26 protein-coding genes, 3 pseudogenes and 1 riboswitch are annotated in these 23,586 nt (G+C 69.0%); of the genes and pseudogenes, 19 read left to right on the top strand and 10 right to left on the bottom strand.

Annotated features, from left to right (window positions below):
* Window positions 1-70: 70 nt before the first annotated feature.
* The 3 genes from ACFVT2_RS08820 (at window position 71) to ACFVT2_RS08810 (ending at window position 3,475) form a co-directional block, all read left to right on the top strand.
* Window positions 71-280, top strand: coding sequence for an MbtH family NRPS accessory protein (locus ACFVT2_RS08820; RefSeq protein WP_331246234.1), 210 nt, complete (start codon window positions 71-73; stop codon window positions 278-280).
* Window positions 281-386: 106 nt separating this feature from the next.
* Window positions 387-1,670, top strand: coding sequence for an MFS transporter (locus ACFVT2_RS08815; protein ID WP_390013962.1), 1,284 nt, complete (start codon window positions 387-389; stop codon window positions 1,668-1,670).
* A gap of 1,337 nt (window positions 1,671-3,007) precedes the next feature.
* On the top strand, window positions 3,008-3,475 hold the full coding sequence (locus ACFVT2_RS08810) for a VOC family protein (protein ID WP_390013959.1): 468 nt from the start codon (window positions 3,008-3,010) through the stop codon (window positions 3,473-3,475).
* A 78-nt stretch (window positions 3,476-3,553) separates the two neighbouring features.
* On the opposite strand, the pseudogene ACFVT2_RS08805 reads toward ACFVT2_RS08810, so the two are convergent.
* Window positions 3,554-3,715, bottom strand: a pseudogene (locus ACFVT2_RS08805) (phytanoyl-CoA dioxygenase); the annotation flags it as partial.
* Between the two features lie 701 nt (window positions 3,716-4,416).
* Between ACFVT2_RS08805 and ACFVT2_RS08800 the strand changes: the two are divergent.
* Window positions 4,417-4,773, top strand: a pseudogene (locus ACFVT2_RS08800) (manganese efflux pump); the annotation flags it as partial.
* A gap of 69 nt (window positions 4,774-4,842) precedes the next feature.
* Here the strand turns inward: ACFVT2_RS08800 and ACFVT2_RS08795 are convergent.
* Window positions 4,843-5,442, bottom strand: coding sequence for a cation transporter (locus tag ACFVT2_RS08795; RefSeq protein WP_390013956.1), 600 nt, complete (start codon window positions 5,440-5,442; stop codon window positions 4,843-4,845).
* An 82-nt stretch (window positions 5,443-5,524) separates the two neighbouring features.
* Between ACFVT2_RS08795 and ACFVT2_RS08790 the strand changes: the two genes are divergently transcribed.
* The 3 genes from ACFVT2_RS08790 to ACFVT2_RS08780 all read left to right on the top strand — a co-directional run bounded on the left by ACFVT2_RS08790 (window position 5,525) and on the right by ACFVT2_RS08780 (window position 7,895).
* Window positions 5,525-5,890 (top strand): ArsR/SmtB family transcription factor, encoded by a 366-nt coding sequence (locus ACFVT2_RS08790; protein WP_390013954.1) that lies wholly within the window; start codon window positions 5,525-5,527, stop codon window positions 5,888-5,890.
* The gene (locus ACFVT2_RS08785; RefSeq protein WP_390013951.1) at window positions 5,887-6,597 is read left to right on the top strand and encodes a cation diffusion facilitator family transporter; all 711 of its coding nucleotides are present in this window, start codon (window positions 5,887-5,889) and stop codon (window positions 6,595-6,597) included. Before ACFVT2_RS08790 ends, ACFVT2_RS08785 begins: the two co-directional genes overlap by 4 nt.
* A 491-nt stretch (window positions 6,598-7,088) precedes the next feature.
* Window positions 7,089-7,895, top strand: a complete 807-nt coding sequence (locus tag ACFVT2_RS08780) for an MgtC/SapB family protein (protein WP_390014460.1) — start codon at window positions 7,089-7,091, stop codon at window positions 7,893-7,895.
* 160 nt (window positions 7,896-8,055) lie between these two features.
* Here ACFVT2_RS08780 and ACFVT2_RS08775 read toward each other — a convergent pair.
* Window positions 8,056-8,523, bottom strand: a pseudogene (locus ACFVT2_RS08775) (HoxN/HupN/NixA family nickel/cobalt transporter); the annotation flags it as partial.
* Between the two features lie 414 nt (window positions 8,524-8,937).
* Between ACFVT2_RS08775 and ACFVT2_RS08770 the strand changes: the two are divergent.
* Both ACFVT2_RS08770 and ACFVT2_RS08765 read left to right on the top strand, forming a co-directional pair.
* Window positions 8,938-9,678: a hypothetical protein gene (locus tag ACFVT2_RS08770; RefSeq protein ID WP_390013948.1), complete on the top strand. Its 741-nt coding sequence runs from the start codon at window positions 8,938-8,940 to the stop codon at window positions 9,676-9,678.
* Between the two features lie 148 nt (window positions 9,679-9,826).
* Window positions 9,827-10,039: a hypothetical protein gene (locus tag ACFVT2_RS08765; RefSeq protein WP_390013946.1), complete on the top strand. Its 213-nt coding sequence runs from the start codon at window positions 9,827-9,829 to the stop codon at window positions 10,037-10,039.
* Here the strand turns inward: ACFVT2_RS08765 and ACFVT2_RS08760 are convergent.
* Window positions 10,008-10,562 carry a lytic transglycosylase domain-containing protein gene (locus ACFVT2_RS08760; RefSeq protein WP_390013943.1) on the bottom strand — a complete coding sequence of 185 codons (555 nt, stop codon included), beginning with the start codon at window positions 10,560-10,562 and terminating at the stop codon, window positions 10,008-10,010. The genes ACFVT2_RS08765 and ACFVT2_RS08760 overlap by 32 nt on opposite strands.
* Before the next feature lie 576 nt (window positions 10,563-11,138).
* A riboswitch (M-box (ykoK) riboswitch) is annotated at window positions 11,139-11,308 on the top strand.
* 303 nt (window positions 11,309-11,611) lie between these two features.
* Between ACFVT2_RS08760 and ACFVT2_RS08755 the strand changes: the two genes are divergently transcribed.
* From ACFVT2_RS08755 to ACFVT2_RS08730, 6 genes are all read left to right on the top strand, one after another.
* Window positions 11,612-13,258 carry an NRAMP family divalent metal transporter gene (locus ACFVT2_RS08755; RefSeq protein ID WP_390013941.1) on the top strand — a complete coding sequence of 549 codons (1,647 nt, stop codon included), beginning with the start codon at window positions 11,612-11,614 and terminating at the stop codon, window positions 13,256-13,258.
* 86 nt (window positions 13,259-13,344) lie between these two features.
* The gene (locus ACFVT2_RS08750) at window positions 13,345-13,680 is read left to right on the top strand and encodes a hypothetical protein (RefSeq protein ID WP_390013938.1); all 336 of its coding nucleotides are present in this window, start codon (window positions 13,345-13,347) and stop codon (window positions 13,678-13,680) included.
* Between the two features lie 114 nt (window positions 13,681-13,794).
* Window positions 13,795-14,079, top strand: coding sequence for a hypothetical protein (locus tag ACFVT2_RS08745; RefSeq protein ID WP_390013935.1), 285 nt, complete (start codon window positions 13,795-13,797; stop codon window positions 14,077-14,079).
* 128 nt (window positions 14,080-14,207) lie between these two features.
* Window positions 14,208-14,492 (top strand): hypothetical protein, encoded by a 285-nt coding sequence (locus ACFVT2_RS08740; protein WP_390013933.1) that lies wholly within the window; start codon window positions 14,208-14,210, stop codon window positions 14,490-14,492.
* A gap of 425 nt (window positions 14,493-14,917) precedes the next feature.
* Window positions 14,918-15,304 carry a hypothetical protein gene (locus ACFVT2_RS08735; RefSeq protein WP_390013930.1) on the top strand — a complete coding sequence of 129 codons (387 nt, stop codon included), beginning with the start codon at window positions 14,918-14,920 and terminating at the stop codon, window positions 15,302-15,304.
* A 146-nt stretch (window positions 15,305-15,450) separates the two neighbouring features.
* Complete coding sequence (locus ACFVT2_RS08730) at window positions 15,451-15,720, top strand: hypothetical protein (protein ID WP_390013927.1); 270 nt, start codon at window positions 15,451-15,453, stop codon at window positions 15,718-15,720.
* A gap of 208 nt (window positions 15,721-15,928) precedes the next feature.
* Here ACFVT2_RS08730 and ACFVT2_RS08725 read toward each other — a convergent pair whose 3' ends face one another.
* The 5 genes from ACFVT2_RS08725 to ACFVT2_RS08705 form a co-directional block, all read right to left on the bottom strand.
* Window positions 15,929-16,240 (bottom strand): ArsR/SmtB family transcription factor, encoded by a 312-nt coding sequence (locus ACFVT2_RS08725; RefSeq protein ID WP_390013924.1) that lies wholly within the window; start codon window positions 16,238-16,240, stop codon window positions 15,929-15,931.
* Between the two features lie 106 nt (window positions 16,241-16,346).
* On the bottom strand, window positions 16,347-16,757 hold the full coding sequence (locus tag ACFVT2_RS08720) for a (2Fe-2S) ferredoxin domain-containing protein (protein WP_390014457.1): 411 nt from the start codon (window positions 16,755-16,757) through the stop codon (window positions 16,347-16,349).
* A gap of 14 nt (window positions 16,758-16,771) precedes the next feature.
* On the bottom strand, window positions 16,772-17,803 hold the full coding sequence (locus ACFVT2_RS08715; protein ID WP_390013922.1) for a WD40 repeat domain-containing protein: 1,032 nt from the start codon (window positions 17,801-17,803) through the stop codon (window positions 16,772-16,774).
* Window positions 17,800-18,843 carry a CobW family GTP-binding protein gene (locus tag ACFVT2_RS08710; protein ID WP_390013919.1) on the bottom strand — a complete coding sequence of 348 codons (1,044 nt, stop codon included), beginning with the start codon at window positions 18,841-18,843 and terminating at the stop codon, window positions 17,800-17,802. The genes ACFVT2_RS08715 and ACFVT2_RS08710 overlap by 4 nt, the downstream gene beginning before the upstream one ends.
* A gap of 6 nt (window positions 18,844-18,849) precedes the next feature.
* Window positions 18,850-19,119 carry a hypothetical protein gene (locus ACFVT2_RS08705; protein WP_390013916.1) on the bottom strand — a complete coding sequence of 90 codons (270 nt, stop codon included), beginning with the start codon at window positions 19,117-19,119 and terminating at the stop codon, window positions 18,850-18,852.
* A 498-nt stretch (window positions 19,120-19,617) separates the two neighbouring features.
* Between ACFVT2_RS08705 and ACFVT2_RS08700 the strand changes: the two genes are divergently transcribed.
* The 3 genes from ACFVT2_RS08700 (at window position 19,618) to ACFVT2_RS08690 (ending at window position 21,284) form a co-directional block, all read left to right on the top strand.
* Entirely contained in the window at window positions 19,618-19,917 is a 300-nt protein-coding gene (locus ACFVT2_RS08700) for a hypothetical protein (RefSeq protein ID WP_390013913.1), read from the top strand.
* A 260-nt stretch (window positions 19,918-20,177) separates the two neighbouring features.
* Window positions 20,178-20,333 carry a hotdog domain-containing protein gene (locus ACFVT2_RS08695; protein WP_390013910.1) on the top strand — a complete coding sequence of 52 codons (156 nt, stop codon included), beginning with the start codon at window positions 20,178-20,180 and terminating at the stop codon, window positions 20,331-20,333.
* Between the two features lie 258 nt (window positions 20,334-20,591).
* On the top strand, window positions 20,592-21,284 hold the full coding sequence (locus ACFVT2_RS08690) for a transposase (RefSeq protein ID WP_390013908.1): 693 nt from the start codon (window positions 20,592-20,594) through the stop codon (window positions 21,282-21,284).
* A 69-nt stretch (window positions 21,285-21,353) separates the two neighbouring features.
* Here the strand turns inward: ACFVT2_RS08690 and ACFVT2_RS08685 are convergent, their stop codons facing one another.
* Window positions 21,354-22,328, bottom strand: coding sequence for an Lrp/AsnC family transcriptional regulator (locus ACFVT2_RS08685; RefSeq protein WP_390013906.1), 975 nt, complete (start codon window positions 22,326-22,328; stop codon window positions 21,354-21,356).
* 126 nt (window positions 22,329-22,454) lie between these two features.
* Between ACFVT2_RS08685 and ACFVT2_RS08680 the strand changes: the two genes are divergently transcribed.
* Complete coding sequence (locus tag ACFVT2_RS08680) at window positions 22,455-23,330, top strand: SDR family oxidoreductase (RefSeq protein WP_390013903.1); 876 nt, start codon at window positions 22,455-22,457, stop codon at window positions 23,328-23,330.
* The last annotated feature ends 256 nt before the right edge of the window (window positions 23,331-23,586 follow it).

The following is a 23,586-nucleotide window of genomic DNA, read 5'->3' as shown; positions in this document are numbered from 1 at the left end:
GACCCCACCCGGCCCACCACCCACCCACCGATTCACCTTCACACGATTCACCGTCACGAGGAGACCGCACATGAGCGAGGACAAGGGCACCCAGGAATGGACCGTCGTGGTCAACGACGAGGAGCAGTACTCGATCTGGGCGGTGAACCGGCAGATCCCCGGCGGCTGGAAGGAGATCGGCGTGCGCGGCACCCAGGAGGAGTGCCTGAGCCATATCGACCAGGTCTGGAGCGACATGCGGCCGCTGAGCCTCCGTCTGGCCATGGACGCCGCCGGGTGATCTCGCGGCACCAGTGACCGCCGACCCGGCCGAGGACGGGAGCCCGCACCGCACGCCGGTGCGGGCTCCCGTCCACAGGGCCGAACACCACGGAAACGGAGCAGCCGTGAACAGCCGGGCCCCCCTTGTGGCACTCGTCGGCGTATCGGGCATCTCGGCGCTCGGGCTCGCCATGACGCTGTTGGCCATCCCCTGGTTCGTCCTGCGGGTGAGTGGCAGCGGTACCCAGACAGCGCTCGTCGCCGCGTCGGAGACGCTCGGACTGCTGGTTTCGGCCGTCTTCGGCGGACCGGTCGTGGACCGCGTCGGTGCCCGCCGGGCGAGCATCGGCGCGGACGGGCTCACAGCCATGGCGGTCGCCGCCATGCCGGTCGCGCACGCGACGCTGGGCCTGTCACTGCCCGCCGCGGTAGTCCTGACCTTCGCCATGGGGCTGACCCGCGGCCCCGCCGACACCGCCAAGCAGGTGCTCGTGGCCGAGGCGATCGCGTTGGCCGGGACCTCGGTGGAACGCGGAACGGGCTCCTTCGAAGGCGGCAGGCGAATCGGCACGATGCTCGGTGCGCCACTGGCCGGCGCCCTCATCGCGACCATCGGTCCGGTACCGGTGTTGTACGTTGACGCAGCCGCCCTCCTGCTGTCCGCCGTCCTCGTCCTGACCCTCGTCCCACGTCCGCCCACCGCCCCGCCCCCCACCGCGACCTTCTCCGACAACGGGTATATGCGGCACCTCCGCGACGGCTTCCGGTTTCTGCGGCACGACCGGCTGCTGTTGGCGCTGACCGCCATGCTGCTGGTCACCAACGCCATGGACGGCGGGTTGAACGGTGTCCTCTACCCCGCCTACGGTGCGCGCGTGCTGCACAGCAGTACCCTGCTCGGTGCATTGATCACGGCGTCCGGTGTCGGCGCGCTGACGGGTGCGACGCTCTACGGCTGGACCGGCCACCGGTGGTCGCGCAGAGCGGTCTTCGCCCTCTGCTTCGCCGTCGTCGGTGCCCCCCGCTTCCTGCTGCTGGCCGTCGGCCCTCCGCCGGCGCTCCTGCTGCCCGCACTGGTGATCTGCGGCCTCGGTTCGGGGATGCTCACCCCCGTCATGATGGCCGTGGTCTACGACCGGATTCCGTCCCGACTGCAGGGCAGAACCCTCAGCCTCATCGTCGCCTGCGCGCTGGCGGCCATCCCGATCGGCCAACTGGCCGCGGGCGTCCTGCTCGACCACGTGGGACTGGCACCCGCTCTGCTCGTCTTCGGTTGTACCTACCTCGTCGCCACGATGTTCCCGTTCACCTTCCCCGTCTGGCACGAGATGGACACCCGACGCTCCCCCCAGGGACCCGAAGCGAACGACGGCGGTGCGCGGGCGACGGCGCAGTCCCGCCCGGACTGATGGCTCAGGACCGCCGATCCCTCTCCGCCGCCCAGCACGGCGAGGACGCGGGCCACGGCCAGGGTGGCGAGAGCGGCGGAGGCGGACCCGGCAGCCGTTCCCGACCCGGCCCGGAGAGGCGCATGACGGGCAGAAGCCCGGGCCAGGCGCCTGCCCACGGTCCTCTAGAAGAACCCGAGCCTCTTCGGCGAGTACGACACCAGAAGGTTTTTCGTCTGTTGGTGGTACAGGGTTCATGGTGGTGTTGACGTGCTGAAACGGTGGTTGTGACCGTCGCCGGGAGAGAGCTGGTCCGTACATGGTCCGGATCTTGGCGTCAGCTGCCTGTTTGCTGACCAGAGCCGTCGACAGCCTTCAGGGGCACGTGCCACGTGGCCGGCACACATGCTGAGCGGTGCGGTGATCCTCAACGGCTCGGACGTGTCCGCCACCATCGCCCTTCGTGGAACCGCCGTCGAGGCTCGGCGAGGAGTGGGTCAAGTCCAGAGAAGAAGGGACTCCCAGGCGGCGGGCGCATGGGCACACCGACCTCGCAGGATGCTGGCCGCGATACCTCTTCGGCTTCCATTGACACCAGGCTGGTGGCGGTGTTGCGGGTGTAGCGGGTTGGCCAGCATCTTTGCAGTTCAGAGGTGGTGCAGGTCGAATTGGTGCATGTGCATGTGTCGCCACCTGTCACCACCTCTGGCGGGGTGCGTGCTGACTCAATGCTGACATTCATGACTACCCGTCAGCTAAATCTGACGGGTAGTCATGGTGTCACCTCGCGTGTCGTGGATCAGGCGGCGGATGGCTTCGGATGGCGAGCTGTTGCGTAGGCTCGATTTCGGAGTCGATCTATGTCGATATCCGCCTTGAGGAGCATCTGGTGCCCCGAGTGTGCAGTCGGGAGCAGGGTGGCTAAGGGCGCGTGCTTGGGCCGTGCTTGGGCCGTGCCGTAATGAGGGATTACCGCTTGCTCAGTGCGATACGTTTTTTGGGCGCTGCGGCGTGGGGTCGGGTGAGTTTGGCCGGAACGGGGGAGAGGTGAGCTTGGTCAGGCGCCAGGCTGGAAGGGGTCTCCACGGCGGGGAGTAGTTGTTGAAGCGGGCCGAGATCGGGACCCCCGTGGCGCTGCGGGAGGCCGTCGAGTTCTTGACGTCGCACGGGGCGTCGCTTGTCGGCATCTCTCGAATGGTCCCCGACTGCCAGTTGTGGGTCAGCAAGGCTGCACAACGGGAGGCCGCAGAACTGAGATTCCCTCGTGAGCAAGCGCGAGGTACTGCTCCGTGGTTGCAGTGGTGGTTGCATTCACCGGCGCGACTGCCGGTTTGGCAACCTGGGCGTACATTCGGCAGATGGGCCTGACGATGCGTGTGGTCGAGCTGGAATGCACAGATACGCTGAAGCTGGCTGAATTCTGGAGCGCCGTCCTGGATGTCCCCATCGGGCCTGGGGCGGACGGGGTGAACATTGCTCCGCGCGGCGAGCAGGAGATGCGGCTCTACCTGGTGGAGGAACGCGCTCCAGTGCGGCCGCGGAGCAGGACGCGACTGTGGCTGAACCCTGTTGACGGAGCGCTGGAAGTCGAGGTTGCCCGGCTCACTGCCCTGGGCGCGAAAGTCATCGAGAAGCGTTGGACGAACCGGAGTTGCGGTCTGGCGGTGGTGGTGCTGGCTGACCCGGAGGGTAACGAATTCTGCATCGAATCCAGCTACCACGAGGTCGCCGAGGCCGTGCGACGCTTCGAAGATGCCGACGATGATCTCGAAGGGCTGGGGCCGGAACCGGAGTCCATCGGAGTCGTCCGCATCGATACTCCCTAGACGCCCGGCGCCGACGTCGGTCAGCCACAGAAGAGCTCGACTGACGGGCTGTGAAGGATCTTGGAGGCGGCTACTCGGCAGGCCCTGGCGGATCGCGGTCTCCACGGGTGAGTATGCGCCGTCGGCCCGCTCCAGTTCGTACGGCGTGGCCGGCATCAGCGGCGGTTGGGCCATGAAGCGTGGCCGCGCCCCATGGTGCGGTTGCGCCGCGTGCACCAGGAACGGGTGGCACAGGAAGACGGTCAGGACAGTGGCGTAGACATGGCCGCGCTTGAGAGCAGAGTCGTCCACGCCCGGAATGCGGGGACTCTTCCCCAGCGGCTCGGCCGGCAGAGCTCGGACGCGGTGGAGCAGAGTGTTCGGGCTGACCGTGCAGTGCAGCATGCCCGCGAGTCGGGCACCGGCCCGTCCGGCCAGGAGCCGACTGATCGCCACCAGCATTCGGAATGTGTGCCAGAACCCGATTCAACCGACGTCGACAACATCTGCGTGGTCGACGGCCGTCCGCAGCGTCATCGCATCGAGACAAGCCGACGTCGGCGTCGAATGAGTTCAGCTGTCGTCGAGAGCCGAGGTCAAAGGCGTTGGCTACGGGGGCAGGCGGCCGGATGGATCAGCTTGATTGCCGGCCTGCAGGTTTTCCGTGGGCACTGCCTCCCGTACCCATCGACACCGCGGGCGGTGTATGGGAGGCGCCTCCCGGATCCATCGATGAGTGACTTCGCTGCCACTGCTCGATAAAGCCAGACTGGTGGTTGCCGCTGCTCAGGGCACTGCCAGACCGACCGACGTGCTGAAACTGATCGCCCTCGTGTTGTCGCTGGCCATCGACTCGTTCGCCGTGGCTGCGTTGATCGGGGCGACTGGTGTGACCTCGCCCCAGCGATGGCGAATCGCCGCACTGTTCACTGTGTTCGAGGGCGGTATGCCATGGGCGCCCCTTGGCCCGTGCGCTCGGCGACACTGCGGACTGTGTGGCCGCCGCGGCCCTGGTCATCCTCGGCTCCTGGATGCTGTTCTCCGACGAGGAGAAGGAGGAGGAAGCCGCCGAACGCCTCGTGACGGCACGCGGCTGGGCCATGCTCGGGCTCGGCCTGAGCATCAGCCTGGACGAGCTGGCCATTGGATTCAGCCTGGGCCTGGGCCTGGTCCGCTTGCCCGCGGCCGGGGCGGTCGTCGCGATCGCCGTCCAGGCGTTCCTCGCGGCCCAGCTCGGTCTTCTCCTCGGCTCCCAGGTCGGCGAGCGGTTGCGTGAGAACGCCGAGCGCCTGGCCGCACTTGCGCTGATCGCGCTCGGGCTCTTCCTTCTCGGGGAGCGGCTCCTCCAGCCGTGGCAGCTTGGAGGGCGCGTCAGTGAGCAGAGCGGATCAGTGGTCGCCGAAGAAGATCTCCCACGCCTCGCGGATCGCGTAGTAGACGAGGACGTAGCCGGCCAGCGGGTCGGCCCACCACCATCCGAAGGCGAGGTTGAGCAGCAGCCCGACGAGGACCGCGGCGGCGAGCAGGCCGTCGATCAGGGTGACGCGGCCCTCGGTCTTCAGCACCGGGTTGTCCAGGGCCGCCCCCGTACGTGCCTTGCCCGCGGCCAGGGAGAACATCACAGCCGCGGTGATCGCCGTCCAGGTGATCCCCAGCGGGGAGTGATGCGGATGGAAGCCGCTGACCAGCACGAGCGTGGACTGCACCAGCAGATACACGGCCAATGCGGCGAAGGCGCCGCCGATGAGCCGCAGGGCCCGGCGTTGCCGGTCCTCGCCAGTGCCGGACAGCTCCCAGATCACCACGGTCGACGCGCCGATCTCGATCAGGGAGTCCAAGCCGAATCCCGCGAGCGCCACCGATCGTGCCGACCAGGCGGCGATCGCCAGCACGACGATGCCCACCACGTTCCAGGCGAGAGTGGTGTACTCCAGGGCGAAGCCCCGGCGGAGCAGAGTCGTGCGTTTGGCGGCCTTCGTAGTGGTCACCGGTTGATTGTCCCAAGCACCGGAGTCGACCGAATGTGAGGCCCCATAGCGAGCCTGGAAGATTTCTCGATACCATCGCGATATGGCGATGACATCTCCTTTGGTGGCTGATGGGCGGGTGGGCCTCGCGCCGGCCGCTGCGCTGTTCCGCTCGTTGGGCGACCCGGCCCGCCTCGCGATCGTGCGGCGCCTGGCGACCGGCGAGGCCCGTGTGGTCGACCTCGTCGAGCAGCTGGGCCTGGCCCAGTCGACGGTCTCCAAGCACCTGTCCTGCCTGCGCGAGTGCGGCCTTGTCGACTCCCGCCCGGTCGGCCGGGCCTCGGTCTTCACCCTCACCCAGCCTTCGCTCCTTGACCTGCTGCAGGCGGCCGAGCTCCTGCTGGAGGCCACCGGCGAGGCGGTCGCCCTCTGCCCCACCTACGGCATCCCGGACGGAGCAGGCGGATGAGCGCTCCCGAGGCCGGCGCAGAAGAGCTGACCATCGCGGAGGCAGGTGGCTGCCACTGCGAGCCGGGCTGCACCGATGGCTGCTGCCGCCCGCCCGTCGAGCGGGACGCCGCCTGGCACGCCGCCGCAAGCAGGGCCAAGCTGCTGTCCTGGCTCTCCCTTGCCTACATGGCCGCCGAGGGCGCGATAGCGCTCACCGCGGCAGTCATAGCCGGCTCGGTCGCCCTGCTCGGCTTCGGCCTGGACTCGGTGATCGAGGGCCTCGCCTCCGTGATCATCGTCTGGCGGTTCAGCGGTGCCCGCACCCTGTCCGAGACCGCCGAGGCTCGCGCGCAGAAGGCGGTCGCGGTCACCTTCTTCCTCCTCGCCCCCTACATCGCCTACGACGCGATCTCCACCCTGGTGACGGGCGAGAAGCCGTCCACCAGCTGGCTCGGCATCGGCCTGTCAGTGTCCTCGCTGATCGTCATGCCGCTGCTGGGCCGGGCCAAGCGGCGCCTCGGCAAGGTCTTGGACTCCGGCGCCACCAGCGGCGAGGGCACCCAGAACCTGCTCTGCGCCTACCTGGCCGCCGCGGTCCTGGTCGGCTTGCTCGCCAACACCCTGTTCGGCCTGTGGTGGCTCGACCCGGCCGTCGGCCTGCTCGTCGCCGGCCTCGCCGTCCGCGAAGGCATCGAAGCCTGGCGCGGCGAGGAATGCGGCTGCTGACCCCTGCCGCCCAACGGCCGCCGACCGGGCGGCCGACGCTCATCGAGCCTGTCGGGTGAACCCTTCGGCGGGTCCGTGCACCACGCGTGTTGCGCCCGCTATCGTCGCCCCGATCGCTTCCGAGCTGCGTGAATTCGCACCGCACGCTCGCGGCACCCCGGCTCCCTACCCCACCCCCTCAGGTAGGGGCACCAAGGAGCATCTTGGCGGCCAACGCTTGAGCAAATCACCCAAGCGCTGGTTCAAGTCGATTCCCCGACGTCAGCACGGGCGTTGGCCCTCCCCGCGGTCAGCCGGCAGAAGTCCGCTGAGCTGGACCACTGTAACCACCCAGTAGATGGGCGGAACCGGACACGATGCCGCCGTTCACGCCGAGCGACCTGTGGAAACGAGCCCGAGGTGCATGCGTCGGTTCAGTACCTGGCTGTGAGTCGCCGATACAGGTGCAAACGCGGGAAAGGGATCAAGGACGAGGGGAACGGATCATGGCCATCATCAACGAGTGGCAGATGGTGGACAACATCGCCGCCGGGCTCGGCTTCGGCGCAGCCATCGGCCTGGAGAGGCAGTGGCGGGCCCGGATGGCCGGGCTGCGGACGAACGCGCTGGTGGCCGCTGGCTCCGCGCTGTTCGTCCTGTTGTCCAACTACGGCTTCGCGCAGGCCACCAGTACCGTCGGATACGACGGCTCGCGGGTCGCGGCCCAGATCGTCACCGGCATCGGCTTCCTCGGAGCCGGTGTCATCATCCGCGACGGGCTGAGCGTGCGCGGACTCAACACCGCGGCCACGCTGTGGTGTTCGGCCGCGGTCGGCGCCCTGGCCGGCACGGGGCTGTACGTCCTGGCGGGGCTCGGCACGATTGCAGTGGTGGGTGCCAACCTGCTGCTGCGGCCGCTGGGCCGGCGCCTGGACCGGGAGCCGCGCGGCGGCGCCGAGGTCGCCACTAACTACCACTTCGAGGCAGTATGCACCGAGCCGGAGGAGGCACACATCAGAGCCCTGATCGTCCAGGCCGTCACCCGGCCCGGCTTCCGGCTGCACTCGGTGTACAGCCGCGACGCGGAGGAAGGGAAGGTCACCGTCGCCGCCGAGCTCACCACCGAACGCCGTGACGACTCCCTTCTCGAAGCGGCCGTCAGCCGACTGTCGTTGGAACCCGCCGTCTCCGCAGTGAGCTGGACGGTGATCGGCCACCCGGACGAGGGCGACGGCGACTACCCCGCGGACGAGGCGTCCCACCGTCGGTTCCGGGACTTCTTCACCGGGTGGGGGCGCGGGGGAGCGCCGCGGCAGTAGCCGGGTATCGCCGAGAGGCTCGTTTCCGCAGGGTTCTCGTCGTGAATGGCGGCATCATGTCCGGTTGCGACCACACGGACCAGCGGGACCGGCGGCCACGTGGCAGCTGCCCCGTCCGCCGTCCCAGCCGGCTTCCCCGCCACCGGGACGGTTCGTGCGGTCAGTCCGTGGCTGCTTCGCTGGGCTGGATGTGGGCGGTCCACTTGTCCTCGATGCGGGCGACCTTCCACACGACGAGAGCGATGGCCCAGGTCGCCACGAAGAGGGCGACGATGGCGAACCCGATCACGTTCAGGTCCAGGCCGCCGATCCAGTCCCAGAACGCTCCGTGGAGGTCGAGTTTGTCGGCGAGCAGGGCGAGGAGTTCGACGGTGCTGATGATCAGGGCCACGGCGACGGACAGAGCGGTGATGGTGAGGTTGTAGTAGACCTTGCGGACCGGCTTGGAGAAGGCCCAGCGGTAGGCGAAGTTCATGGACGAGCCGTCGATGGTGTCCAGCAGCGACATGCCCGCCGCGAAGAGGACGGGCAGGCACAGGATCGCGTACCAGGGTAGGCCGGAGGCGGCACCCGAGCCGGCCAGCACCAGCAGGGCGAACTCGGTGTCGGTGTCGAAGCCCAGGTCGAATGGGGCACACGCCATCCCCGCGCTGCGACCGCGATGGGCATACCGGCGGCCGGCCGCAGGGCTCCGGCCTAGCGCTGAGCGAACAGACTCGGAACAGGCGCCTGCACAAGGAAGTTCCGGGACGTGTGCGGCGAGGCGAGGCTCGATGCGGATGGCGAAGGGCAGCCCGGACTCAGTAAGAGCCGCGGAACGGATTCCCGTGGGGAAGCAGCCAGCCGTGAAGGTTGCGGGTATACCTCGTGCCCCTTGCGTATCCGTGCCAGCATGTACGTGTGTTCGATGGTCTCTTTGTTGTGGGGATTTCCCTCCGCGTGTGACCGCCACGGCATGTCCGACTGTCGTACCGAGCGGTCACGGGTGCTGATGGGAGGGCAAGGTATGAACCGTTGGCTGCACGGCCCCGTCGCTGAATCGGTGACCGTTACCTTTGCCGTTCTGGTCCTGCTGGAGACCTTGGCACTGGCCCTCGCCCCCTCCGGCTTTCGGCCGGTGGTTCTAGGCGCCCTGGCCGGCACCGCCATCACCGCCTTGCTCCTCATACGGCCCCGCCGTGCGGATGCCCGTCCCCGTCCGCCGCAACGGCCCAGCGCAGAGGGCTGGCTCAGCAGCCACGCCCTGGAAAGCTTCCCCATGGACGCCGTCCGCCCGCTTCTGAACCGGCCGAACGCGCCGGACCTCCGCCGCCTCTACGCCGCCTGGACCCTCGCCCTCCTCGGCTACGAGGGTCGTTTCATCGCCCGCCACCTCCACCTGCCCACAACCATCGTCCGGCTGCTGACCGACGCGGCACCCCGGCACGACCGCACCCATCCGCCCTTGGCCCCGCACGGCGGCGTTCCTGCGGACGACCCTCGCCTCCCGCCCGTACGCCGCGCTGTACGCCAGGCCGCACACCGGCTCGCCGAAGACGCCCCCGCCCTCACCTCAGCCGGCGCCGAGACCTTGCGTACCGGGCTCGCGGCCCGCGCGGACGCTCTGCGCCAGGCCGTGCTCGCCGCACACCGCGCCGGCATGCGGCACCAGGACATCGCCCACGACGCCGACCTGGACCTGGCCACCATCGACGAATGGACAGTGTGGACAGCCGTCGGCCCGCGCTCTGCGGCGGTGCACCACAAGAAGCGGCACGGAGCGGGCGGCAGACGCCCCGGGTGAAGCCGGAGGGCGCTAGGCATCCGCTTCGTACGCCGCCTCCCGCGCACCGCTCAGGGGGCGGCGGCGCTCGGTGGCCGGTCCTGGACGCGCTGCTCGAAGGAGTGGCCCTCGGCCTGTCCCCTGCCCGCGACCGGCTCAGGTCGACGGCATGGTGCCGGCACTGGCCGTCGCGCTCTTCGCCGCGGTCGCCGTCCGGCTGCACCTCCGCCACCAGGCCAAGAAGCTGCAGGGCCGCCCGCTGTCCCCGGAAGGCGTGGGCGACGCCTGGTTCACCTCGCTCGGCGTCATGACCAATCCCGCTGTTTCGCTTGGCGCTGACTGTGTGGGGGTCAGTTGCCCGGAGGGCTGGGCGACGCGCTGATCTGCTTGGCGTAGGTCTGGGTGTACTTCGGGATCAGCGCCTCGATCCGGTTGACGTAGTTCTGCGTCTCGGGGATCCGTGGGATGCCGTGGGCCTTGCGCACCGTGCCGGGGCCCGCGTTGTACGCGGCGAGTGCGAGCTGGGTGGGGTCGCCGGGGATGCCCTTGACCTCCTTGAACAGGTGGCACATGTAGGCGCCCTGGGCCGGGATGGCGTCGGCTGGGTTCCATACGTCGGCCTTGCCGTCGCCGGTGTAGTCCTTGCCCCACTCCGCCCAGGTCGACGGGTGGAACTGCGCGATGCCCTGCGCTTGGCCGGAGTCCGCCTGCGGGTTCCAGTGGCTCTCCGCGTCGAGTTGCGCGGCCAGCATCGGAACGCTCAGCTCCGGGCAGGTCTTGGTGGCCAACTGGACGGTCGCCAGATACTGACGGGGAATAGTGGGCAGTGCGGGCGGCCGGGTCAGCCACCAGACGACACCGAGGGCGACGGCGACTACGAGTACGACTCCGAGCGTCAGGCCCACCAGACACCCTCGGCGTCCGGAGCGCCTGGGTTCTATCTCCGCCGGAGAAGCACGGTACGTCGTGGCGGGCGACGACGCCCCCCAGGAGTGACGTGCGGGCTGCTGACCTTGTCCCCGGCCGCTGTCCGTCGCTCCGGCTTGCTGCTCTTGCATGTGCCCAGTCCGTCCGGTCAGGTTCATCCGGCGATATGTCGATAACGGGTGGGACGCATTGGGCTCCACGTTAGTTGCAAGATCGCGCAACCGAGCGAGCGTCTATGGGGATTGCCACACGAGGGAACCGGCCTCGGCCGCCCGCCGCGACACCGTCACCAGCGCCGCAGACTAGCCCGCCTACGGTCGTCGTAGGCGCGGTAGAGATCCGGCACGGTGGATCCCCTCCACTGCAAGAGTTATCCCGGGCGCGATCTCCAAGACCTCGAAGGCTTTCCGGCGCGGACCATCGGTTCCGTGCTGCACCGCCCCCAGCCGGAACGGCCCCGTGAAAGGTGTCGCACCGGGGAACAACAAGTCAAGAACGAGTCAAGCAGTTGCGATGATGCGCAAGTATGAGCCAGACTCGTCGAGGTTTGAAACAAGGCACCTCGTTCGGTGAGGCGTCTGCACGGACACAGGCCACTGACCCCACGACGTCGAGAGACGCCCAGGTTCAGGACAGATCTCCCCGACTTAAGGGGTGATCCCAAGTGGCTGCCCCACAGGATTACGCCGTGCAGTGCCAAAGCTCTGACGAGTTGGGGTGAACCGGTCATGCGGGCCGGTCTGCTCTTTGCCGAGTCGTTTGGCGCGATCACGCGCCCCGGCCGGGAGGAGGCGAGAGTTCATGGATTGCGGTCCCAGTAGTCCGGGCCACAGTAGGCCCCGCCTCCGCCTGTTCTCGCCCTGTCCCGGCATGCGGTAACCACCTTCTGCGCGTACTCGCGTCCCTGTTCTAGCGCCCAGCACCCGTGCGGCCTGACGCCGTCCCGGGCCGCTGGCCTGCGCGTGCAGCGTGTGTGGTGCCCAGGCATGCCCGAAACCTCCCCCTTCGGGGGAACGGGAGGTCTGTCATGACCGAAACGACGCTCACCCACCCCACCGCTCCCGCACCGCGCAGCGCAGTCCTTGACGACGCGCACGTGGGCGACATCCGCGGTGCGCTCGGCACCATCAAGCAGGACGACACTGGCGAGCGCCGGGGCCTGTCCGCGAAGTTCAAGACGCTGCTCGCGATAGTCGGGCCCGGCCTGATCGTGATGGTCGGCGACAACGACGCCGGCGCCTTCGCCACCTACGGCCAGGCCGGTCAGAACTACAGCACCCAGCTGCTGTGGACCCTGCTACTGCTGATCCCCGTCCTGTACGTCAACCAGGAGATGGTGCTCCGCCTCGGCGCCGTCACCGGCGTCGGCCACGCCCGCCTCATCCTGGAGCGGTTCGGGAAGTTCTGGGGCGCGTTCAGTGTCATCGACCTGTTCCTGCTCAACGCACTGACCCTGGTCACCGAGTTCATCGGGATCACGATGGCCGCCGACCATCTGGGCCTGCCGAAGGTCGCCTCGGTGATCCTGGCCGCCGCCATCATCATCGCCTCCGCCTTCACCGGCTCCTTCCGCCGCTTCGAGCGCATCGCCGTCGCCCTGTGCGCCGCCTCGCTGCTCCTGGTCCCCCTCTACTTCATGCTCCACCCCAAGACCTCGCAGATGGCCCACGACTTCGTGGTCCCGGTCATCCCCGGCGGCAGCGGTGAGCTGGCCACCGTCATGATGCTGATCATCGGCATCGTGGGCACCACGGTTGCGCCCTGGCAGCTGTTCTTCCAGCAGTCGTACGTCATCGACAAGCGCATCACCCCGCGCTTCATGAAGTACGAGAAGGCCGACCTGTGGATCGGCATCGCCATCGTCGTCATCGGCGCAGCCGCCATGATGGGCCTGGTCGCCGCCGCCTTCGCCGGCACCAAGGGCTTCGGGAACTTCACCGACACCGCGGGCCTGATCACCGGCATCTCGGCCAAGGCCGGCAAGGTCGCCGGCGTCCTCTTCGCGATCGCCCTGCTGGATGCCTCGATCATCGGCGCGTTCGCCGTCTCGCTGTCCACCGCCTACGCCATCGGCGACGTCTTCGGCATGAAGCACTCCCTGCACCGCGGGATCAAGGGAGCCAAGGGCTTCTACGCCGTCTACGCCGGCCTGGTCGCCGCCGCGGCCACGATCGTGCTGATCCCCGGCTCCCCGCTCGGCCTGCTCACCCAGGGCGTCCAGACCCTCGCCGGCGTCCTGCTGCCCTCCGCCTCCGTCTTCCTGCTGCTGCTCTGCAACGACAAGCAGGTCCTCGGCCCCTGGGTGAACGGCCCCAAGACCAACGCCTTCACCGCGGCGGTCGTCGGCGTCCTGGTCTCGCTGTCGATCATCCTGACCGCCTCGGTCCTCTTCCCGGACATCAGCTCCAACATGATCCTCGACATCATGGCCGGCTGCGGTGTCGCCGGGGTGCTGGCCGCCGGCTACGCCTTCACCCGCCGGCGCACCGCCACCAAAGAAGACCCCATCGACCGCACCGGCCGCGACAACTGGCGGATGCCGCCGCTGGAGACGCTGACCCGGCCGGTCATGTCCACCGGCCGCAAGATCGGCATGGGCGCCCTGCGCACCTACCTGCTGATCGCGATGGTCCTGGTCGTCATCAAGATCGTCCAGGTCGCCCTCGGCAACTGACTACTTCTCCATCCCGGGTGGCGGCGGGACCTCCCCGCCCGCCGCCACCCCACCCACCGACCCCTCACGGAGAAGGGAGGGCACCCATGCGCCTTCTCCCGCACCTCACCAAGCTCACCGCACCGGCCCGACGACACCACCACGCCACCGACAACCGGACCGCCCCGCACCCCACCAGCCACGACTGTCCGCGTGTGCAGTTGGCCCTGCATGACGGCACCGAGCGGAACTACCTGCTCGACAGCCCCAGCACCTGCCCCCGTCCCCGAGGCCCGCACGCCCGCTACGAGCCACGCGTGCACCTGGCCTACCTCCTCGCTCGGCAGGGCCACGACGCCTACTGGCTCGCCGGCTTCGCCGACCTGCCGCTCCCCGCGGCCGAGCGCATCACCGAAGCCGCCACCACGGCTCCCCGCACCTGACACAGGCCGCAGCGCCACGCGGGCGCTGAAGCCCGCACACCACTGAATCGTTCGCCCGCCCTCGGCCACGCCTGCCCGCCGCCGACCGCGCCGCTCAACGGAGGTGACTTCCGCATGTCCGTCTTCACCGCTGTCCACATCCACCGCCCCGCTATCCACCGCCCTTCCACACGCAGTTGGAACCCCGGCCGAGCCGTACTCGGCTTTCTCGCCACAGCGGTACGACGCATCGCCGACAGCCCTCTGGACAGCCCCGTCCTGCACACACTCCCCTGCCCGGCCTCCGCCACCAGGACCACAGCCGAGGACCAGCCCGCTCGCCCGCACGCCCACTGGCACACCGTCACCGGCCCCGACGGCCGCCGGCACCTCGAAGCCGACTGGCACGTGACCCCCTGACGCCCCAACACCCCCGCGCACAGGAAGAACACGCCGGCGCTGACGCCCCTGGGGGCGGGGGTGACTACTCTCCCGCCGGCCCCAGGGGCCACCCGACACCTGAACCTCACCTACCGGGAGGCACAGCCATGCGCTCCCTCGCCAAGCCAGCCGCCCTCACCGGCCCCAAAACCGACCGCGTCCACCCGCGCGTGCACCTGGCCCTGCACGACGGCGTCGAACGCCTCTATCTCCTGGACGACCCGGAGGACTACCCGGCGTCCACCCGCCGGAACGCGGTATACGACCCGTACGTACACCTCGCCTACATCCTCGCCCGGCAGGGCCACGAGGCCCCCTGGATCGCCGGGTTCGCCGACCTGCCCCTGCCCGCGGCACACCACATCACCGCGACCGCACTGGCTCACCCCTGATGTCCCGGACGCCGACTTCCCCGGCGTCCCCACTGACCGCCCGCTACTCCTCGGTGGTCCATGCCCAGCTGCCGGCATGCCACCTCAAGGAGGTGACCTCGATGTCCGTCCGTCTTCTTCCTTGCCCGTCCCCGATACGTGGCGCCACGCGTCATCCGAGCCGTGCGCGCCTTCTCCACCAGGCCGTCCGGCGGATCGCGGAGGGTGCCGTCGACAACCCCGTCCTGCATCTGTGAGGGCCTCGTTCGGCCTTGTACGACAGCCGGCCTCTCGCACTGAGCGCACCCACACCTTCCCGGACGGCTCTCGGGACCGGTGCGGCCGGAAGCAGCTCAAGACCCGTGGGCAGCGCCTCAAGTCCCACCGGCATTCGGCGTCTTGACCATGGCCACCACACCACCCGACGACGGAGAGGAGGCCCCGCCATGGCCTTTCCGAACACCCTGCTGCTCGCCAGCGTCAGACGACTCATCGACCGCTCCCCGCCTTCTGCCACCGACCCCACCGTTCTGGCGACGGTCCATGCCCGCTGCGACCCGCACGCGGAACCTCACATACGGGCCCGGCTCTCCCAGGCCCTCCAAACCCACGGCGTGGGAACCGGCGAGCCCCGCGTCCTGGCTGCCGAGCCGGACGTCGTCCATCTGGAGGCGCATTTCACGACCTCAGGCCCCATCACGGCGCCACTGGGCCAACTGATCGCCGACGTCTGGCTGAATCCCGCCGTCCACGACCTCCACTGGCACCTGGAGACCGCCGCCCCTGGAAAGCCCACGTCACGACAGCTCGCACAGCCCGCGACACCTGCGTGAAGCGCAAACCAGCTGTGACGGCAGCCAACTTCCCACCTACCACGCTCTGTTAACCGGCCAGCTCGCAAGGTGCCCGTATGAAAATCTGGCTTCGCCCGCTTACCCGGTGCACGACGGCCGTCGTGCGTCCCGTACGGACGCACTGCATGCTTCAGGCCGTGTGCGATCGCCGCGTCGAGAAGAAGGTACGCGCACTGTGCTTCCGCGCGTTCGCGGACACCGACACGCGCCTGCACAGCGTGCACACCATCAATCGGGACGGCAGCGTCGATGTTCTCCTGCAGATGACACTCACCCCGGACAGCCCCGCAGTCGCTGCCCTGGAACGGCTGGTCGTCCTCCTGACACGCGAACCTCAGGTGCGTGATCTGCGCTGGCACCTGTACCCCGACAACACCCCTCCGAGCACTGCCTGACCGTCCACCCCGGAGCGAGCAAAGGCCCAGGAGCATTGGCAACCTGCCTGCGTGGAAGACCACGGCCTCCCAGTCGCCTGGGAGGAGGGCTACCCCGGCCTCGACTGCTTGGGCACGTGCGACAAGGCCGGAAGGCGGTCAGCGGCGAGCCGTAAGAAGTGGGCCGGCGGGTCGTAAGTCTGTGTGCCGTGTGCCCGTGGCGGCCTCTCTACCCTCGGCCGTCCCGGTCCCCGAGTGTGCGGTGCTCGATGTGGTGGACGGCCTCGTCGAGGAGTTGGGCGACGTGGTTGTCGTGGAGGCGGTAGACCATGCGACGCCCTGCCCGCTGGCCGGTCACCAGGCCGAGGATGCGCAGCAGGCGGAGCTGGTGGGAGACGGCGGACTGTTCCATGTCGATGGCGGTGGCGAGTTCGGTGACGGAGCGCGGCTCTTGCCGGAGTGTCGTGAGGATCTGTAGGCGGGAAGGGGCGGCGAGGGCCTGGAGGGTGGCGGCGACGGTTGTGATCGTGGCTGCGTCCATGGGGGTCGCCGCACGTGCACGCGGTGGGGTCGGTTCCCGTACGTCCGAGGCGGTGTTCGCCGGGCATTCGGGCCATGGGCATGGGGAGAAACGATCGGCCGCAGTCTCACCGCCGTGCACGCTCGCGCCCGCCTGTCCGCCTGCGTACCTCGCCCGGCGGGCGGATGAACTGCAGCTCCAACGTGGGTGGAGGCTGGGCGATTCCCGGACCGCCGTCGGCGGCCCACCGCAGTATGTCGTCGGTGGCGGCATCGTCCATGGCCCAGCCGATCCACGTGGCGCGTCCGCCGCGGCGTCGCCCCTCGCCGGAGGGCTGGACCACGATGATGTTGGCCTGGTCGCAGGGGCCCAGGCAGTCCGTCGTGCGGACGGTGAATCGGCCGTCGGAGTCGGTGGCCGCCGCGTACAGCCGGTCCAGTTGCCAGGCGTGGTCGGTGCCGGGGTGCTTGCGCGGGTTTCCGCAGCAGCATCCCCGGCACACCACCAGTGTGACCGGGCGGGCGCGGGCTGCCCCGATCACGCCATACGTGGTCACAGGGCGGTCCGGGAGGGCAGGCGGTGGGCGCGGACGCGGCCGTCGCGGTAGGCGGCGATCAGCAGGTGCGGTCCGGCCCAGGCCAGGGCGGCCACCGCCGCGTCACCGTCGAGCGTGCGCTCCGGGCGCAGTCGTGCTTCTGGCCGTCCTGCGGTGGCCCGCCACAGGGCGATCGTGCCGTCGTCGCCTCCGGTGGCGAGGTGACCTTCGGCACCGGGGCGCCAGGCCAGGGCCGTGACGGTCTCGTGGCAGCGCAGCGAGCGTGGTGCGGTGCCGGCCGGGCCCTTGCCGCGGAAGTCCCACGCGGTGACGTCGGGGGCGCCGTCGGCCGCGAGCCAGCAGCCCGAGTCGTCGAAGGCGAGGCGCGAGACCTTCTCCGGGTAACCGGACATCGTGAGTTCGTTGGCGTCGCGGGTGCGCCAGATGTGGATGGAGGCGTCCTGGTTGCCGCTGCAGATCCACCGGTCGGTGGGGGCGACGGCCAGCGCCAGGTGTGAGCCGAGGTAGGGGTAGGTCCGCACCGGGGCGGCCTGGTGGCGCTCGTGGCAGCGCACCGCACCGTAGGCGGCGACCGCCAGGCGTCGGCCGCCCCGCATCCAGGCCAGGTCCGTCACGGTACTGGCGGCCGGCTCCGTGGCCCACAACTCCTGGCCGCCGGCGTCCAGTACGAGGGCGCGGCGGCCGGAGGCGACGGCGAACCGCTCGGCATCCGCCCACCGGGCGGCCGATGACCAGGCGCCGCTTTCCCTGACAGTGGTGTTGCCGTCTTCCCGGTGCCATAGCGCGTATCCGGTCGGGCCGGCGGCCACCAGGTGCCGGGCGTCGGGGGACAGGGCCGTATGCAGTGCGCCGCCGGGGAGTTCGACGGTGCCGATGGCTGCGCCGGTGGCGGTGTCCAGGATGACGGTGGTGCCCTCGGCCCCGGCGACCGCGACGAGATCGTGTGCGGTGCCGAGTGCCACGGGGGCGTCGTCGAGGGTGAGGTCCCAGACGATGCCCAGGTCGGCGTCGGGTGAGGCGATGCTCATACGGCGGCTCCGGCGGTGGCCAGGCAGCCGGCGAAGTCGCGTTCCAGCTCGGCCCGGTCCAGGTTGCGGCCGATGAACACCAGCCGGTTGCCGCGGAGCTCCCCGTCGTTCCAGTCCCGGCCGAACTCGCCGACCAGCAGCATGTGCACCCCTTGGAACACGTACTGCTTGGGGGCACCCGCGATGGCCAGGATGCCCTTGGAGCGGAAGATGTCAACGCCCTTGGTACGCAGGAGGTTGCCCAGCCAGCGGTTGAGACGGTCCTCGTCGAGTTCGCCGGGCAGGTCGATGCCGACGGAGGTGACGGTGGTGTCGTGCTGGTGCTCGGTCTCGGTGAGGAAGGAAGGGTCGTCGGCGAGCACGCGGTCGAGGTCGAACGCGCCAACGTCCAGGACCTGTTGCAGGTCGACCTCGGCGTGCCGGGCGGGGATGATCTGGACGCCGGAGTTGATCGCGCGGATGCGCAAGGCGACCTCTGCGACGGTGGCCTCGTCGGCCAGATCGGTCTTGTTGAGCACGATGCGGTCGGCGAAGGCGATCTGTTCGACGGCCTCGTTCTCCACGCCCTCGGGCTTCTCCTCGTCCAGGTGCTGAAGGACGTGGGCGGCGTCGACGAGGGTGACGATGGCGTCCAGGCGCAACTGGGCGGCGATCTCGTCGTCCATGAAGAACGTCTGCGCGACCGGTGCGGGGTCGGCGAGTCCGGTCGTCTCGATCAGGATGTGGTCGAACTTCTCCCGGCGCCGCATCAACGCGCCCAGGATGCGGATGAGATCACCGCGCACGGTGCAGCAGATGCAGCCGTTGTTCATCTCGAAGATCTCTTCTTCGGCGTCCAGGACGAGGGCGTCGTCGATGCCGACCTCGCCGAACTCGTTCTCGATGACGGCGATCCGCAGGCCGTGCTGCTCGGTGAGGATGCGGTTGAGCAGGGTGGTCTTGCCCGAGCCGAGGAACCCGGTTAGCACGGTCACGGGGACGCGTTCGTCCACGGCAGCGGCCTCTGCGGCCTCCGGTGTCCGATCGGTGGTGTCGGTCATGGCGGGTCAGGCTCCTTCGGGTGCGGTGGCGAGCAGGCGACGCAAGTCGTCCTCGGTGACCTGGTCGGCCGGGCGGTGCAGCGTCCAGCGGCGGGCGGGGCCGTCCATCGGCAGGACGGCGACGACCGTCTCCAGCGGCGGGCAGCCGGGCTCGATGCAGGCAAGTTGGCGGATCACCACGGCGCTCTCCTCGTCGAGGCCGAGCAGACGCCGCACCGCCTCCTTCAGCTCGGGGAACTGCGGCGGTCGCGCAGAACGCTGGCCAGGCAACGGCATGGGATCTCCTCCATGGATGTCGTGAGCACCGAGCCGAGTGCAGGGGAGAACGCGCCTGGTGTCACGGCGAGTTGACGCGTTCCTGCCGATCGTGGTGGTTCCTCGCTTCCGTGAGTCCGGCTGACGAAGGCAGGGGCAGGCGGTGCGGTCACATGCCGGCGAGCCGGTGCTCTGCTCCCACGGCTCGGCAACGGTTCCACCGATACGCTAGATGAAAATGAAAACCATGTCTATGTGCGCGGGGGATCTGCACTGCCCAGTCCTCAGCGCATGCGGCTCAAGCCGGGCCCACCGATTCCGATGGATCACCCCGTACAAGCGAGCTGGAACGATGTGAACGCAACGCAGTCCCTCCTGGCGCCCGGCGCACCTCGGGACGGAAGTGATCCCAGCCAACCTCCGCTGACTTTTGCGAATGCCACGCCTGGTTAACACTGAAGGTGCAGGCTCTCCCGTCGGAAGAGATCCATTCATGCGAGGGAGAGGGCAGGTTTTGCCATGCTGACCAGTACGCACACTTCTCACGCGAACCACACGCACCAGCACGGGACGGGATGCGGACACGTCGCCGTCCCACACGGCGACCATGTCGACTACGTGCACGACGGGCACGTGCACCGGATCCACGACGACCACGCCGACGAGTGCGAGCCGATGGGCCACACGGTCCACCAGGCACACGACCACCAGCACCGGCCGGGATGCGGACACGTCGCCATACCGCACGGCGACCATGTGGACTACGTCCACGACGGGCACCGCCACGCCCTCCACGACGGGCACTGGGACGACCACTGATCCCGTGTTGTTTCGCCCGATCGCGCCGCTTGGCCAGATGACTGGTCCGGTTTGGGACAGCTGCTGTTGCACCGCCCGCGCATGCAGCGTTCACGCGTGATGGGTGCGGTTCCTCCGGGGCGCCCGGAGGAACCGCACCGCCGCCGGTCTACGACTTGCTGGAGCGGGCGCGGGGCAGGGCGAGGCCGCGCGCCGGCTAGGCCGAGAACGCCCGACGATCAGGCGGCAAGGTCTGATTAATTTGAAACGCCCGCAACCGAATGGCCTTCCGCCCTCTGGTCCGCGCCGTCGACCTGTTGACCGTCCACACCCGACTCGGCCGTGCAGGGCGGACCTCGATGGATGTCGAGGTCTGCGTCACGGCGGAACCTGGAACGCCTCAGGGCCGGCCGTGGAGGTGGCGATCGCGAGCCTGATGTTCGTGGCGATCGATCCCACGGCCTCGGGCGCGACCCGTGCCGGGCCTTTTTCCCTTGCCGGAGAGGGCCTGCTGAGCGGCTGGGCCGCGTGCAGTGTCACTCCCCGCTGCGGAACACCTTTCTGGTGAGCGAGCGTACAGGGTGGGATCGTGGGCTGTCCGTGGCAGCCGATGGAAGGGGCTGGTCGGGCATGCGGGGGCGGTGCTGTTGCGCCGGCCCTCCAGTACGGGTGCCCGGTGGCGGGAGCGGGCGGGGGTGCTCGTCCAGCTCGCCGTCGCGATGGTGCTCGGGGCGCGGAGCCTGCTGGAGGCCGAGCAGCTCCAGCTCCACCACCAGGGCCTGTTGGGCCCTGCGGCCTCGGACTCCACGATGCGCCACCTGCTGGCCGAAGTGGACGAGAGGACCCTGACGCGGATCGCGAAGGTGGGGCGGCGGGTGCGTCGGCACGTGTGGATGCTGCTCCACCTGCGGCCCGGTGGCTTCCCATGGCTCACGGTCGCCGGACGGAGGCTGACGGGCTGGATCGTCATCGACCTGGACGCCACGGTTATCACGAGCGCGTCCCGGAAACAAGGAGCCGCCGCCACGTTCAAGGGCACGTTCGGCTTCCACCCGCTGGGCGGCTGGTGCGCGAACACCGGCGAAAGCCTCGCGATGGAACTGCAGCCGGGCAACGCAGGGGCGAACACTGTGGACGACCACGTCCGCGTCCTCGCCGCCGCGCTGGATCAGATACCGCACTCGTCCCAGTCGAAGATCCTGGTTCGCGTCGACGGCGCGGGCGCCACTCACGGCCTGCTGGAACCCGGCGCATCCCGCAGCGTCACGCGACGGCCCGTCCTCCAACAGCAGAGGACATTACGGGCGAACAGCTGCATCGATCAGCGACCGAACCCCGCTGACCAATCGAGGCTAAGTGGTCGGCTCGGTAAATCCTTCGGGGGTTGACTCCGGAGCTGGTGTCGTGTGTGGTGCCGGTCAGGTGAAGTCTGCCCTACTGGGTGGCCGGGGCCCCGGTTAGCGGGTGGTGGGGATGCAGGCTCCCGCAGCCTTGAAGGTGCGGATGACCGGGGCGGTCTCGATGGACTGGATGGCATCGAGTGCGGCCACGCGTTCGGTGAGGTAGCGACACAGGTCGTCAGCGTCACGGCAGTTGACGGCGGCGACGAGGTTGCTGGGGCCTGTGGTCATGGCGGCGAAGGAGACCTCGGGGTGGTCGGCCATTGCCCGTGCCACGTCGGAGAGCCTGGATGGCTGCACGGACATCCAAAGCCGTGCCTCGGTGGGGAAACCGAGCGTGGCTGGGGCGACGTCGGCAGTGAAGGTGACGACTCCAGCGCGGCGCAGTGTGTCCAGGCGGCGTTTGACGGTGGAGTCCGCGCTGCCCGCCATGGTCGCGAGCTCGGCGTAGCCGGCCCGTCCGTCGCGGGCGAGGATCTCCAGCAAGGCCCGGTCCTGCTGGTCGAGGGCGACGGGCCCGGTGGCGGGGGACGCGGGCCCGGGGCGGAGTTGGTGGGCCTGTTGCTCAGTGAGCCAAGCAGGGCCCGTCCAGGTGGTGGGCAGTGCTGTGGCGCGCAGGAGGAGATGCGCGGAGACCGCGGTGACGCGGTTGGTGCGCGGGAGCTTGTCCAGCAGCAGGGAGTCGCGGTCGGCTGCGGTAGGTGTCTGGACGTTGCACGAGACCTCCGTACCGCCGGAGAGCAGATATACGTAGGAGGTGTCGGGGCGGGCCGCCAGTGCGCTCGCGATTGCGCTGGCCGCGTCAGGGGTACACCGCACCCGGAGGGTCCAGGACGTGCAGCCGAGTCGCACTCCGTTGACCACCCCGACGACCCGCACCAGGCCGGCCGATCGTAGCCGCTGGTAGCGGCGGGCGATGGTGTTCTCCGAGACGCCGAGTACCTCGGCGACCGTGCGGAACGGCACCCGCCCATTGATCCGCAGAGCATGGATCAGGCCGCGGTCGGTCGCATCCAGTGTGACGGTATCCATTGCATGAGGCTATGACATGACGGATTCCCGCATCTATAAGTCGCTGTCTGGCACCCCTGCGTGACGTGGCTCATCGTGGCCGGCGTACCCGCGCCCGCACAGCACAGCACAGGTAGGAGAGCTTCGATGTCCGCCAAGAACACGATCCTGGTCACGGGGGCCACGGGGAATGTGGGCCGCCAGGTGGCGTCCCAACTCATAGCCGCCCGCACCTGCACGGTGCGGGCACTGACCCGCAATCCCGCTGCGTCCAGGCTTCCCGGCGAAGTCGATGTGCGGCAGGGCGACCTGGCCGACCCCGCCGCGCTGGAGGCGGCGTTGGAAGGAGTGGACGCCGTGTTCCTGATGTGGCCGTTCCACAGCGCCGAACCGGCTGCCACCGTCGTGGACGCCATCACCCGACACGCCCACCGGGTCGTACTCCTGTCGTCCGCCGCCGTCCAGGACGGGCTCGCCCCCGAACAGCAACGCCACCCCGTGGGCCAGTCCCACGCACACATCGAACGACTCATTGAGCGGTCCGGGCTCACCTGGTCACACCTGCGCCCCAGCACCTTCGCCGCCAACACCTTGTGGTGGGCCGATCAGATCCGCACCGGTGACGTGGTGGAGGGCTCGTACGGCGCTGTGTCCATGGCTCTCCTCCACGAGGCGGACATCGCCGCCGTGGTCGTGCGTGCCCTCACCGATGACGGCCACGATCACACCGTCCACCACCTGACCGGCCCCGAGGTCCTCACTCAAGCCGAACAAGTGCGGACCATCGGCGAGGTGCTGGGCCGCCCGCTCCACTGGCAGGAGCTGTCCCATGAAGCAGCGCGACAGCGGCTTCTGGCCGACAACAGCTTTCCCGACTCATTCGTGGATGCCCTACTCGACGGCTACGCCGACATGCTCGCCGCGCCCAGCCCGACCTGCACCTCCACGGTCGAAACGGTCACCAGAACACCGGCACGGACCTACCGCCAATGGGTCTGCGACCACGCCGCTGACTTCCAGTGACACCTATGCTCAAGCGAAACAGACGCTTCCCGTTGCGGCTTCCTAGGTGAAGAACGCCTTCTTCCCTGGGCCACGCTCCTGCACCGCCGGATGCCGACCGACCGCAGCACGAACATCGACCGCCTGCAGGTGGGGAGCAAGAGCAAGTCTGGGGACTCACAGGCTCTGACCGCAGTTTCGTGAATCCCCAGGTCAGGGGTGGGAACGAGGGATCGTTTCAGCACGGTGTTCCCTGGCGTGGCGAGCAAGACGATCG

Origin of the sequence: Streptomyces sp. NPDC058000 (assembly GCF_042886435.1) — a bacterium.
GTDB lineage: Bacteria > Actinomycetota > Actinomycetes > Streptomycetales > Streptomycetaceae > Streptomyces.
Note: the sequence above shows the minus strand (reverse complement) of the source record. Positions and strands in the feature narration are given on the sequence as shown.